Genomic DNA, 12,111 nt, shown 5'->3' on the forward strand with positions numbered 1-12,111 from the left:
GGGCAGCCCCTGACGGAAGCACGCGGCGAACGTACCCCTCAAGAGAGTCGGGCGATCGCGACGCGCAGGATTCCGTCGGCACCGTCGAGCGCGCGAGCCGCGGCATCTGCAGATGCCCCCGTGGAGATCATCAGGATCGCGAGCTTCACAGAGCCGCCGGCCTCATCCAGCGTGGTAGATGCTTCGTCGACCCCGGAGCCGGTGAGCTCGGTGACCGTGCGGATCGAGCGCGCATGCAGCTTCTCGTTCGTGGCCAGCAGGTCGACCATGACGCCGTGGTGCGTCTTGCCGAGCTTGATCATCGACAGGGTGGTGAGCATGTTCACGACGAGCTTCTGCGCCGTCCCCGACTTCAGCCGCGTCGATCCCGAGATGAACTCGGGCCCGGTGACGACCTCGATCGCGATCTCGGCGACGGCACCGATCTCGGATGCCGGGTTCGAGGCGATCGCGACGGTGAGCGCCCCGACTCCCCGCGCGAATTCGAGGCCACCGACGACGTACGGCGTGCGACCTGACGCCGAGATGCCGACGACCGTGTCGCGCTCGGTGAGCCCGAGCTCCTGCAGCGACATCGCCGCGGCCCGGTCGTCGTCCTCGGCGTTCTCGACCGCGGCGCGGATCGCCGTCTCGCCCCCGGCGATCAGTCCCACGACCATCGAGGGGTCCGTGCCGAAGGTCGGCGGGCATTCGCTGGCGTCGAGCACTCCGACCCGGCCCGCGGTGCCCGCCCCGAGGTAGATGAGGCGCCCGCCGGCGCGAAAGCGCTCGGTGATGCCGTCTACCGCTGCCGCGATCTCTGTGCTGCGCTCCCCGACGGCGGTCGGGACGCGGTGATCCTCCGCATTCATGCGCCGAACGAGCTCGGCGGTCTCGAGCAGGTCGAGATCGCCCCGCTGCGTCGTCGACGCCTCCGTGCCGAGCGTCGAGAGGACGTCGAGGAGGGCGGTCAGTCTGGCGTGTTCATTCGGCACGATGCACGAACCTTTCATGGGGAAGATCAGTGCGCTCCCCCAACAGGAGCGCTCCGTCGAGGGCGTCACCGGCAGAGACGGCGACAGCGTGTCCTGCGGCGCGCAGCGCCTGGTCGAGGACCGAGCGGAACCAGACGTGCTCAGTGAGCCCGCCGTGGAGCGCGACATCGCGGCTGGACGAAGACGCCGCGACAGCCGACGCCACGAGAAGACGGGTGCCCTCGGCGACGATCTCCGCCGAGACCGCGTCGCCGCTCTCTGCCGCATCGAGCACCAGCGGCGCCAGGGTCGCGAGGCGCCGGGGCAGCGGACCACCGGTCGAAAGCCAGGCGGGAATCGCGGCGGTGGCACCGATCGTCGGGGCCACCGCATCTGTGAGCGCCGTCGTGGGCGCGAGACCGACCGAGGCGCGCAGGACGGCACGCAGCGCCTCGCGCCCGAACCAGGATCCGCTGCCGAAGTCGCCCAGCTCGGGGCCCCATCCGTCGACGAGGGTGGCGATCTCGCCGTCGACGCCGAGGGCCGCTGCTCCGGTTCCGGCGATCAGGAGCACTCCTGCCCCGCCGTCGAGGGCTCCCGCATGGGCGGACACGACGTCAGAGGTCACCGCGACCGGCGCCTGGAATGCTTCGGCGAGGCCGCGCGCCAGCTCGAACGCGGCCTCGGGCGCCGCCCAGGCACCCGCAGCGCCGACCGACACGGCCGAGATCGACCCGTCGAGCCGTTCCCTCAGCGGAAGGATCGCGGCGAGCGCTGCGGCGACGCCGTCTGCCGCCGCCAGACCGGGCGCTCCGATGCCGTCGTACACGGGTCGACGGTGCGCGCCGTGATCGCCTGTGCCCCGCGGACCGGAGCTCACCGCGCGGCATCGCGATTTGCCGAGGTCGACGGCGACGAGGACGCGCGGAGAATGCATGGAAATAGTCTACGCATCAGCATTCATGCGTGAAAGAATTGTTCACACAACCGAAACCCGCCCCACGCCAGGAGAGCCATGAGCATCCAGACGACGATCGCCACAGCGGCCGAGAAGCTGCCGCCGTCGCTGGCGCGCATCGCTCGGACGATCGCAGACGACCCGACCATCGTCGTCGACAGCACGATCACAGAGATCGCGGCGAGATGCGACACCTCGGTGGCCTCGGTCGTCCGCTTCTGCCGTGCCATCGGCGTGAACGGCTACGCGGCACTGAGGATGGCACTCGCCACCGAACTCGGCCGTGAATCGGTGCAGTTCCCTGCAGCGTCCGGTTTCGGTTCTGAGATCTCCGCCGCCGACACGCTGCGTGAGGCGACGGCGAAGGTCGCTGCGCTCGAGCTGCTCGCGATCGAGGAGACCATCGCGAATCTCGACTACGACGGCCTCGCTGCTGCGGTCGACGCGATCGACGACGCCGATCGCGTCCTGCTCTTCGGAGTCGGCGCGAGCGGACAGGCGGCAGCCGACCTCGGCCGCAAACTGCTCCGCATCGGACACGCGGCGATCGTGCTCACCGACGCGCACGAGGCGAGCGCCGCCGCGTCGCTCGGAGCCAGGAAGACGGTCGCGATCGGCTTCTCGCACTCGGGAACGACACGTGAGACCGTGCACTTCCTGCAGACCGCGCGGGCTGCGGCGGGCATCACGATCGGTGTCACGGGAGGATCATCGTCACCCGTCGCCGAGAGCTGCGACCACGCGCTGCTCACCCGCGCCCGTGAGCCGCGCCTCCGCGCCGGGGCGATGGTGAGCCGGATCGCACAGCTCGCTCTCGTCGACTGCCTGTTCGTCGGCGTCGCTCAGCGGCGGCATGCGCACACCATCCACGCCCTCCAGCGCACCGCCGACGCCACACAGCCGCTGCGCTGAAGATCGGAGCTCAGGCCGGCACCGGCTCGTGCCGACCCTCGGGATCGATCGACCCGGCCGTCCGCAGGAACACGATGATCCAACTGAAGATCAGCACCGCAGCGATCAGCTCGACCGCCGTGAGGTTGTAGTAGCCGACGGCGAAGAACACGCCGAGCAGGACGATCACGAGCACGTAGACCCAACCGAGCGCGACGAACACTCGCGGTATCGTGCGCACGAACCAGGGCAGGCCGACGACGATCACGGCGAACGCGACGGTCATGCCGGTCGCCACCGTGTTGTGCACGAGGAAGAACTCATCGACCGGGAAGATCCCGACGCACGCGAGGAAGATGCCGATCAGAATGAGCCCGCCTCGCACCACGCGCCGTCCGCGACGATCGATCGGATCATCCACCGGCAGCCCCGCGGTGGCATAGCGCGCGATCGTCGTGACCATGACGCCGGCGATGATCAGTGTGACGTTGAAGGCGGCCGAAGCACTGTTGCTGCTCATGCCGAGCGCCGAGAGGTTGTCCTGCCACCAGTACACATCGCTGGAGGCGAGCATCGCGGCGAAGGCGCCGACCACCAGGAACACCGCGAGCACGAGCGACAGCACTGTCGGTGTGAGCGCGACGGCGCTGAGGAACGCCACATAGGCGGTGAGCGCGAACGCCACAGCCACGAGGATCGCCCCGGGGAAGGCGAAGACCGGGGCGCCCGTGAAGCTGCGCTCGAGGAGTTCGGCGATGCCGAGCCACCCCAGGTACGCGATCGCCGCGTGTGCAAAGGCGATGGCTGCCAGGTCGTACCACCGGAGCCGGTCGCCCGGAACGCTGAATCCATCGCGGGTGCCGTCGGGCGCGACCGTGGCGGGCTTGACGACGAGGCGGCCGAGCGCGAAGGCCAGCACAGCGGTGATCGCGCCGCCGTAGGCCGCGAACGCACCGATCGAGCCGGTGCCGCTGATCGCCATCTCCTGGCCCCAGAAGACCGGCCACCCGATCGCGAACCCGAGCACGAAGAACACCGCCCCGACGATGAGCGCGGTGGCCTCGAACACCGCATCCGCTGTGTCCGGTCCGCGCAGCTGACGCAGGACCTGCCTGACCTTCTCGCCGAGATATCGCATCACTGGCCTCCGCCCACATCATAGAAGCCTCGCCCTCCGGACCGTGGCGGTGATAGCATCACGGCACGGATCGTATACAACGTCGTCGTTCCACCACCCGAGGTGATCATTCATGAACGGTGCCCCCGCCGCCCCCGCCGAATCGGTGTCGACTCTCGTCGCGCGCAACATCAGCGATTTCCGGGCCGCCGTCTCCGAGTCCTTCGTGCCACTGCAGGTGTCGACGGCCGGGCCCGACCACTTCCGCGGGATCATCCGTGGGGCGTCGGTCGACGAGGTGCATGTGAACGAGGTGCGTGCCACCTCCCACGTCGTGGAGCGGACGCCCGAGCTCATCGCGCGCAGCGACCGGTCGTATTTCAAGCTCAGCCTCATGCTCGCCGGCACCGGGATGCTGATCCAGGACGACCGGGAAGCCGTGCTCCAGGCCGGTGATCTCGCGGTCTACGACACCGACCGACCGTACTCCCTGGTATTCGATGACGACTTCCGCACGATGGTCGTGATGTTCCCGAAGCACCTGATCAGCCTCCCGTCCGACATGATCGGGCAGCTCACCGCTGTGCGCATCTCCGGTCAGGGCGGCCTCGGCGGGGTGGTCGTGCCCTATCTCACCCAGCTCGCCGGCAACCTCGATCAGCTCGCCGGAACGACGGGTGCCCGGCTGGCGCACAGTGCCCTCGATCTCGTCACCACGGTGTTCACTCGCGAGCTCGGCCTCGATGAGGTGTCGACTGATCCTCACCGCGCTCTCGTCCAGCGCATCCGCTCGCACATCGACCGCAACCTCGCCTCGACTGATCTCGGGCCTGCGACCATCGCCTCGGCGCACTTCATCTCGACCCGCCACCTGCACGGGCTGTTCCAAGAGCAGGGCGTGACCGTCTCGACCTGGATCCGCACGCGCCGCCTCGAGCAGTGCCGTCGCGATCTGCTCGACCCGATGCTCGCCGAGCGGCCTGTCGCGGCGATCGCCGCCCGCTGGGGCTTCGTCGATGCGGCGCATTTCAGCCGCGCATTCAAATCCGCATTCGGAATCTCCCCGAGCGAGTACCGCGCGGCGCACTGAGCACGCGCACGAGCACGCACACTGAGCACGCGCTGAGCACGCGCCCGCGAACCGTCTCCGTCGGGTCCGCCTGATGCGTCCTTGCTCTGCAGGGCACGCCGGTTGACTGTCGGCGCGCGATGGTGCCGCTTCTCTTGAGTGGATGCCGTGCGCCGCCGGAGCATGGGGCAAGCGCACCGCGATGACGCGATGCCCGGAGCGACGATGCTCCGCTGGATGCGACGTCAGGACCCCCATGATCGCCCCTGTCACGACCGATTCCGCCCTCGACGAATGGCGCACGTACGACGAGTTCGCCGCGGGCATCGACACCTTTCGACTGCCGAACGCGTCACTGTCGGGCACCGCGCTGACGCTCACGCTCGATGACGGCTCGACGCTCTCGGTGACGTTCGACGCGATCGCCGTCACGTGGTCGGGGTTCGGCAACTCGGGCACCGACCCCTACGACGCCGTGACCGTGCGCGACGATGTGGTGTTCGTGAACATCCCGCTCGAGAGCCGGGAGCGGGAGGCGATCACGGTCGTCTACTCGACCACGACGCACCGGGCGACCGTCGTGCGGTCGCGGATCGCGGCCGAGGCCATCGAGGGCACCCCGCAGGTCGGCCAGGACTTCTGGGCGGCGACCACCGACGGCGGCGCCGCGACGGGCGAGGTGCCGGGGCCGAGCCGCGACCTCATCGGCAAGCGCAACATCTACCGGTACAGCCCCCATCACCTCTACGAGCACGTGTACATCTCGAGCCAGCGCTATGCATGGCAGTGCCTGGAGGGTGTGCAGCGCGGTCACGGCGACATGGACCTGTCGACCGTCTGGAAGTTCGCCGACGGGCTCTACCTCTTCTGCTTCCGCGAGTTCCGCATCGCGGTCGCGAGCGTCTGGCTGCACGACCTCGGCTACCAGCTGATGACGACCGGCATCTTCCTCGGCCTCAACGGCGACGGCGACGCCGAGCACTCGCGCGGCGGTGGCCACATCTACCCGCTCGGCTCTGTCGACTACCCCGACGCTCAGCCCGTCTGACCCGGCGCCGAGACCCGGGCAGGACATCACCATGAACAACGCAGACATCATCGCCGAGCACTACGCGGCCAGCGATCGCGGCGACCTCGTCGGCATGCTGGCACCGCTCGCCGACGACGTGAGCTGGACGGAGGCCGCCGGGTTCCCGTACGCCGGCACGTACCTGGGGCCGGATGCTGTGGCAGCCGGTGTCTTCCAGCGCATCCAGGACGAGTGGGACGACTACACGGTCGCGATCGACGAGGTCATCGACGGCGGAGACGTCGTCGTGGGCGTCGGCACCTACTCGGGTACGTACCGAGCGACCGGCCGATTCTTCGCCGCCCGCGTCGCGCACGTCTGGCGCCTGAGCGACCACAGGGTCGTCGCGTTCGAGCAGTTCACCGATACCGAACTGGTCAACCGCGCACTGCGCGGTTGACCACAGCAGTCCCACGCACACGAGAGGCAGGAATCACATGAACAAGCGAGTATCCGGCACTGCGGCGCTCATCGCCGTGGCAGCCCTCACCCTGGCCGGCTGCGCCGGCGGAGACGGCAGCGGAGGCGGCGAAGGCGCCCCCATCGTCGTCGGCTCCGTGAACACGATCAGCGGTCCGGCGACGTTCCCCGAGGCATCTCTCGCGGCGGCCGCCGTGTTCGACGCGTTCAACGAGGCCGGCGGTCTCGACGGACGCAGCATCGAATACAAGACCCTCGACGACAAGGGCGACCCGGCGACCGCGACGGCATCCGCCCGCGAGCTGGTCGGCAGCGACGGTGCCGTCGCACTGGTCGGCTCCGCCAGCCTGATCGAGTGCGAGATCAACGCGAAGTACTACGAGCAGGAGGAGATCCTGTCGCTTCCCGGCATCGGAGTCGACACCGGCTGCTTCGCCAGCGACAACATCTCACCCGCGAACGTCGGCCCGTTCAACGACATGACCCTCACCCTGCAGTACGGATCGGAGGTGCTCGGTCTCGACGACATCTGCATCCTGCTCGAGATCGCGGGATCCACGCGCCCGACCTACCAGGCCGCGATCGACAAGTGGACCGAGATCACCGGCAAGGAACCGAAGTACGTCGACGACACCGTGCCCTACGGCGCTTCGGACTACACGCCCTACATCGTGAAGGCTCGCGAACAGGGGTGCAAGGCGCTCGCGATCAACCCCGTCGAACCCGACGCGATCGGACAGGTCAAGGCCGCGAACGCCCAGGGGTGGGATGACGTGACCTGGCTCTACCTGACCAGCGTCTACAGCGAGAACTTCGCCGAAGCGATCGACGATGCGGGTGCCGGGATCTACGTCCCGGCCGAGTTCTACCCGTTCACGGACGACAACGAGATCAATGCCGACTGGCGGGAGCTGATGGAGGCCAACGACATCCCCCTCACCTCGTTCAGTCAGGGCGGATACCTCGCGGCGACCTACTTCATCGAGGTGCTCGAGGGCATGGACGGCGACATCACGCGTGAGACCGTCACCGAGGCGCTGCGCGGAATGGACCCGATCGAGAACCCGATGGTCGGAACCCCCTACGCCTTCGGCACGCAGAACACCGCCGGCTGGCCGATCATCCTCGAATCCGGCACGAACGCCTGGGAGAAGGTCGCAGACGACTGGCTCCGCATCGGCGAGTAGCCGCACCTCGCCTGCCGCCGAGCGCATTCTCGGCGGCAGGTTCTCCTCCCTCACACCAGAAAGGACGCCTCATGCTGCAAGGCGCCATCGCCGGTCTCGCCGCCGGCGGTCTCTACGCGGTCCTCGGAGTGTGCCTGACCCTGATGTCCCGCCTCGTGCGGGTCGTCAACTTCGCGCAGGCCGCGACCGGGATGTTCGGCGCCTTCAGCGCCGTATGGTTCGTCAGCGAGCTGGGGCTGCCGATCTGGCTCGGGTCCGTGCTCGGCGTGCTCGTCGGCGGACTCCTCTCAGCCGCGATCGGATGGATCGCCGCGACCTGGCTCTCCGAGGCCTCCACCACCACCCGATCGGCGATGACCGTCGGGCCTCTGCTCCTGCTGATCTCGATGTCGTTCATCCTGTTCGGCAACAAGCCGCAGCCGTTCACGCCGATCATCGCCGGCCCCGCATTCTCCCTCGGCGGAGTCGTGATCAGTCAGGTGACGATCGCCACAGTCGTCATGGCGATCGTGACGGCGGTCGCGGTGCGGATCGTCCTGCGCCGAACGCGAGTCGGCACGCAGCTGCGCGCGCTGTCGGAGCGGCCGACGACCGCCGAGCTCCTCGGCATCCGATCGCGTCCGCTGTCGATCGCCGTGTGGTTCGTCACCGGCGTGATCAGCGCGATCGCGATCATGATCATCGCGCCGTCGCAGTCGAACGACGCGACCAGCCTCGCGATGCTCATCGTCCCCGCCGCGGCCGCTGCGCTGCTCGGCGGCTTCCGCCGACTCGACCTCGCCGTCGTCGGCGGAGTCGTGCTCGGTGTGCTCGGCGGTCTCGTCGCGCAGATCGACGAGGTCGCGCTCGTGCGTAACTTCCTCCCGTTCCTGTTCATCGTCGTCCTGCTCCTGTGGACGCAGCGCAAGGAGGTGTGGGATGCCGCTCGCTGACCGTCCCTGGTTCCGTCTGTCCTGGCCTCTCGCCGTCGCCGCCGTCGCGGTGGGGGTGGGTGCCATCCTGAGTGCGGCGCTCCCGGGCTACTTCGTCTTCCTCGCGATCAGCGCGGTCGTCGCGGCGATCGCCATCCTGGGCCTCGGCATCGTCACCGGGTCTGCCGGCATGATCGCGCTGTGCCAGCTCACGTTCGCTGCGGTGGGCGCCTGGATCGTGTCGCTGCTGAACGTCATGCAGGCGCCGGGCGGCTTCGTCGTCTGGCTCGTGATGGGTGGCATCGCCGCCGGCCTCGTCGGCATCCTCGTCGGGCTGCCGGCGCTGCGACTGCGCGGTGTCAACCTCGCCGTCGTCACGCTCGGTTTCGCCGCTGCCGCAGACGTGACCCTCGTGCAGATCCAGTTCCCCGGGTCCGCCGACGGCACGGCGGTCGAGCGCCCCACCATGTTCTCGAACGACCGCGAGTTCTTCTTCCTCTCGGTCGTGGTGCTCGCCGTCTGCGCACTGAGCGTGTTCTTCTTGCAGCGCGGGCGGTGGGGATCGAGCTGGAAGGCCGTCGCCTTCTCGGAACGCGGCACCGCAGCCGCAGGCCAGAGCGTGCAGAGCGCGAAGCTCACCGCGTTCGCCGTCTCGGCCGCACTCGGAGGCATCGCGGGAGGGCTGCTCGCCGGGCAGGTGCAGCTGCCGTTCGCGTCGAGCTTCACCCCGCTGCAGTCACTCGCCCTCTACGTGCTCGCCGTCATGTCGGGAGCGCACCTGATCGACATGGCGATCCTCGGCGGCATCCTCTGGGTACTCGTCCCCGAGTTGCTGAAGCGATGGGGTGTGCCGCAGGACTGGGCCTTCGTCGTCTTCGGTGTGCTCGGCGTGCAGGCGATCACCAGCGGAACGAACCTCGGGCAGGGAATCCGCCACCTCATCTGGAAGCGCGCGGATCGCAAGACGGCGTCCGCGACGTTGACTGCGCTGCCTCCGGATGCCGAGGCGGGTGACGCGGCCATCACGACGACGACTACCGCGACGTTCGACGAGCGCTCAGTGGACGGTATACCCGTGCTCACGGTCGAGGGACTCACGGTGCAGTTCGGTGCGCTCAAGGCGCTGGATGACGTGTCGTTCCAGGTGCCCGCGGCGTCGATCATGGGACTCATCGGTCCGAACGGAGCAGGCAAGTCGACCTTCGTCGATGCCATCAGCGGCTTCCTGCCCAAGCATGGCGGTCGGGTGCTGCTCGGAGATCGAGACCTCGCTGGTCTCTCGCCGACACGACGCGCACGACTCGGGCTGCGCCGCACCTTCCAGCAAGACAGGGTGCCGCCTGCGCTCACGGTGGGCGCATACGTCCGGTTCGTCGCACGACGGCGACTGGCGGCATCCGACATCGACGAGGTGCTGGAGTTCTTCGGATGCCCGCCGGCGGGTGCCCGTCTCTCGAGTGTCGATGTCGGCACCAGACGGTTGGTAGAGGTGGCGGCGAACGTGATCTCCCGACCGCGGCTGTTGATCCTCGACGAACCGGCGGCCGGCCTGTCGCACGACGAGCACCTCGCTCTCGCCGCGCGGCTGCGGGAGCTGCCCGCTCGCTACGGCGTGGCGCTGATCATCATCGAGCACGACCTGGATCTGGTGCGCTCGGTGTGCCCGACGCTCACCGTGCTCGACTTCGGCAGGGTGCTGGCCAGCGGGCCGCAGGCCGAGGTGCTCACGAACCCGGAGGTCGTGAAGGCGTACATGGGAGAGACGGAGCTGCTGAAGTGAGCGAACTCGTGCTGCAAGGGGTGACGGTCAGCCGCGGAGCGGGGCCGGTGATCTCGGATGTGTCGCTGACGGTGCGAGCCGGCGAGGTGCTGGCCCTGGTAGGCCCCAACGGGGCCGGCAAGACGAGCCTGATCGAATCCGTGTCGGGTGTGACCCCGCACACCGCGGGGTCACTCATGCTCGACGGCGAGCCGATCGACAAGCTGTCCCGGGTGTCGAGGGCCCGCCGTGGCATCGTGCACATCGAGCAGGGGCGGGCCGTGTTCCCGTCGCTGACCGTGCGCGAGAACATCTCGCTCACAGCGCGCACGCCTGCGGAACTGGATGCTGCGCTCGCGCAGTTCCCCGAGCTCGAGAAGCGCATCGACTCGCCCACCGCTCTGCTGTCGGGTGGCGAACAGCAGATGGTCGTGCTCGCCCGTGCTTTCGCCGCGAAGCCACGGATCCTGTTGATCGACGAGATGTCGCTCGGTCTCGCGCCGGTGGTCTTCATGCGGCTCATGCCGATCGTGAAGTCGATCGCCGAGTCCGGGGTCGGAGTGCTCCTCGTCGAGCAGTTCACGCAGCTCGCCCTCGGACTCGCTCGCGAGGCTGTCGTGGTCGCCGGGGGCCGCGTGTCGTTCCAGGGCACCGCCGAGGCGTTGAAGGAGGATTCGCAGCTGCTGCATCGCGCCTACCTCGGTGGATGAGGAGGTCAGCCGTCTCGGACTTCGAATGCTGCGCAGTAGCCTGAAGGGATGACCGAGACCATCAGCGCCCGCGCCGTCCTGCTCGACATGGACGGCACTCTCGTCGACTCGACCGCCGTCGTGGAGCGCCTGTGGCTGGCGTGGGCAGCGCCGCACGGAATCGACCCCGCGAGGGTGCTGAGCGTCGTGCACGGCCGACAGGGACATCAGAGCATGGCGATCATGCTTCCCGAGCGGGATCACGAGATCAACATTCGAGAGAACGCCGAGATGCTGGCGAACGAGAGCAAGGACGTCGACGGCGTCATCGCGATCGAGGGCGCCGACGTGCTGCTCGAGGCGTTGCTCCCCTACCCGCATGCGATCGTGACATCCGCTGACGTCACGTTGATGAACGCCCGCATGGGACAGGCAGGTCTCACGGTGCCCGCTCTCACGGTGACGGCCGAGAGCGTGTCGGCGTCGAAGCCCGACCCGGAAGGCTTCCTGCTGGGCGCGAAGCTTCTCGGTGTCGATCCCGCCGACTGCGTCGTGTTCGAGGACTCGGGTGCCGGAATCCAAGCCGCGCATGCCGCCGGGATGCGCGTGATCGGGGTCGGCTCGCACGCGACCTCGCACGAACCGACCTTCCATGTCGACGACCTCACCCAGGTCGCCGTGGTTCCGACTGTGGACGGGTTCGAACTCACCGTTCGGTGACGCGGTGACGCGGTGACGCGGTGACGCGGTGACGCGGTGACGCGGTGACGCGGTGACGGGCGATCCCACGTGTGTCATCCGGTGCGGGCGAGGCGCGCGGGAAGTTTCACTCGCTCCGCGCTGAGTCGTGGGGTGCGCCATCGCTGGTCGGGATCCCATCATGCCGGTCCGCGGACTTGCGGGAGGCCGTCGTTCATGCGGATCTCCCACCCGGAGGTGCCGAGGGAGCGGTGGTGCCACCAGCACAACGGAACACCGTTGTCTGTATGGGTGGGCCCGCCGCGGGAGTGTTCGGTGACGTGGTGGATCTCGCACCAGGAGGCGGGGACGTGGCATCCGGGGATCAGGCATTCTTTGTCGCGGGCGAT

General features: G+C 68.5%; 13 protein-coding genes. 9 read left to right on the plus strand and 4 right to left on the minus strand.

Translation table 11 applies throughout. The features are described 5' to 3' along the window. Window positions 1-38 precede the first annotated feature (38 nt). On the minus strand, window positions 39-974 hold the full coding sequence (gene murQ / locus ACIOU8_RS05835) for an N-acetylmuramic acid 6-phosphate etherase (RefSeq protein WP_400786790.1): 936 nt from the start codon (window positions 972-974) through the stop codon (window positions 39-41). Further along, entirely contained in the window at window positions 964-1,890 is a 927-nt protein-coding gene (locus ACIOU8_RS05840) for an N-acetylglucosamine kinase (RefSeq protein ID WP_400786793.1), read from the minus strand. The genes murQ and ACIOU8_RS05840 overlap by 11 nt, the downstream gene beginning before the upstream one ends. A gap of 78 nt (window positions 1,891-1,968) precedes the next feature. Here ACIOU8_RS05840 and ACIOU8_RS05845 point away from each other — a divergent pair, with 78 nt between their 5' ends. Continuing rightward, window positions 1,969-2,823, plus strand: a complete 855-nt coding sequence (locus ACIOU8_RS05845) for a MurR/RpiR family transcriptional regulator (RefSeq protein WP_400786796.1) — start codon at window positions 1,969-1,971, stop codon at window positions 2,821-2,823. Window positions 2,824-2,833: 10 nt separating this feature from the next. Here the strand turns inward: ACIOU8_RS05845 and ACIOU8_RS05850 are convergent, their stop codons facing one another. Next, the gene (locus ACIOU8_RS05850) at window positions 2,834-3,940 is read right to left on the minus strand and encodes a DUF998 domain-containing protein (protein ID WP_400786798.1); all 1,107 of its coding nucleotides are present in this window, start codon (window positions 3,938-3,940) and stop codon (window positions 2,834-2,836) included. A gap of 112 nt (window positions 3,941-4,052) precedes the next feature. Between ACIOU8_RS05850 and ACIOU8_RS05855 the strand changes: the two genes are divergently transcribed. From ACIOU8_RS05855 to ACIOU8_RS05890, 8 genes are all read left to right on the plus strand, one after another. Continuing rightward, window positions 4,053-5,009 carry a helix-turn-helix domain-containing protein gene (locus tag ACIOU8_RS05855; protein ID WP_400786801.1) on the plus strand — a complete coding sequence of 319 codons (957 nt, stop codon included), beginning with the start codon at window positions 4,053-4,055 and terminating at the stop codon, window positions 5,007-5,009. A 235-nt stretch (window positions 5,010-5,244) separates the two neighbouring features. Next, window positions 5,245-6,036 carry a MoaF C-terminal domain-containing protein gene (locus tag ACIOU8_RS05860; RefSeq protein ID WP_400786804.1) on the plus strand — a complete coding sequence of 264 codons (792 nt, stop codon included), beginning with the start codon at window positions 5,245-5,247 and terminating at the stop codon, window positions 6,034-6,036. 31 nt (window positions 6,037-6,067) lie between these two features. After that, window positions 6,068-6,457, plus strand: a complete 390-nt coding sequence (locus ACIOU8_RS05865; protein WP_400786806.1) for a nuclear transport factor 2 family protein — start codon at window positions 6,068-6,070, stop codon at window positions 6,455-6,457. Window positions 6,458-6,494: 37 nt separating this feature from the next. Continuing rightward, on the plus strand, window positions 6,495-7,664 hold the full coding sequence (locus ACIOU8_RS05870; protein ID WP_400786809.1) for an ABC transporter substrate-binding protein: 1,170 nt from the start codon (window positions 6,495-6,497) through the stop codon (window positions 7,662-7,664). Between the two features lie 71 nt (window positions 7,665-7,735). Continuing rightward, on the plus strand, window positions 7,736-8,596 hold the full coding sequence (locus tag ACIOU8_RS05875) for a branched-chain amino acid ABC transporter permease (RefSeq protein ID WP_400786811.1): 861 nt from the start codon (window positions 7,736-7,738) through the stop codon (window positions 8,594-8,596). After that, complete coding sequence (locus tag ACIOU8_RS05880) at window positions 8,583-10,355, plus strand: ATP-binding cassette domain-containing protein (protein ID WP_400786813.1); 1,773 nt, start codon at window positions 8,583-8,585, stop codon at window positions 10,353-10,355. Before ACIOU8_RS05875 ends, ACIOU8_RS05880 begins: the two co-directional genes overlap by 14 nt. Next, window positions 10,352-11,044, plus strand: coding sequence for an ABC transporter ATP-binding protein (locus tag ACIOU8_RS05885; protein WP_400786815.1), 693 nt, complete (start codon window positions 10,352-10,354; stop codon window positions 11,042-11,044). Before ACIOU8_RS05880 ends, ACIOU8_RS05885 begins: the two co-directional genes overlap by 4 nt. A gap of 48 nt (window positions 11,045-11,092) precedes the next feature. Next, entirely contained in the window at window positions 11,093-11,743 is a 651-nt protein-coding gene (locus ACIOU8_RS05890; RefSeq protein ID WP_400786817.1) for an HAD-IA family hydrolase, read from the plus strand. Between the two features lie 158 nt (window positions 11,744-11,901). Here ACIOU8_RS05890 and ACIOU8_RS05895 read toward each other — a convergent pair. Continuing rightward, on the minus strand, window positions 11,902-12,111 hold a 210-nt coding region (locus ACIOU8_RS05895), incomplete at its 5' end, for an HNH endonuclease signature motif containing protein (RefSeq protein WP_400786819.1).

This window comes from Microbacterium sp. NPDC087589 (assembly GCF_044743635.1).
Lineage (GTDB): Bacteria > Actinomycetota > Actinomycetes > Actinomycetales > Microbacteriaceae > Microbacterium.

Excerpts from the sequence above, each read along its gene's own strand:
- ACIOU8_RS05840 (WP_400786793.1), bottom strand. The coding sequence starts at position 1,890 with ATGCATTCTCCGCGCGTCCTCGTCGCCGTCGACCTCGGCAAATCGCGA.
- ACIOU8_RS05865 (WP_400786806.1), top strand. The coding sequence starts at position 6,068 with ATGAACAACGCAGACATCATCGCCGAGCACTACGCGGCCAGCGATCGC.
- ACIOU8_RS05880 (WP_400786813.1), top strand. The coding sequence starts at position 8,583 with ATGCCGCTCGCTGACCGTCCCTGGTTCCGTCTGTCCTGGCCTCTCGCC.
- ACIOU8_RS05855 (WP_400786801.1), top strand. The coding sequence starts at position 4,053 with ATGAACGGTGCCCCCGCCGCCCCCGCCGAATCGGTGTCGACTCTCGTC.
- ACIOU8_RS05870 (WP_400786809.1), top strand. The coding sequence starts at position 6,495 with ATGAACAAGCGAGTATCCGGCACTGCGGCGCTCATCGCCGTGGCAGCC.
- ACIOU8_RS05875 (WP_400786811.1), top strand. The coding sequence starts at position 7,736 with ATGCTGCAAGGCGCCATCGCCGGTCTCGCCGCCGGCGGTCTCTACGCG.
- ACIOU8_RS05850 (WP_400786798.1), bottom strand. The coding sequence starts at position 3,940 with ATGCGATATCTCGGCGAGAAGGTCAGGCAGGTCCTGCGTCAGCTGCGC.
- ACIOU8_RS05890 (WP_400786817.1), top strand. The coding sequence starts at position 11,093 with ATGACCGAGACCATCAGCGCCCGCGCCGTCCTGCTCGACATGGACGGC.
- ACIOU8_RS05860 (WP_400786804.1), top strand. The coding sequence starts at position 5,245 with ATGATCGCCCCTGTCACGACCGATTCCGCCCTCGACGAATGGCGCACG.
- ACIOU8_RS05845 (WP_400786796.1), top strand. The coding sequence starts at position 1,969 with ATGAGCATCCAGACGACGATCGCCACAGCGGCCGAGAAGCTGCCGCCG.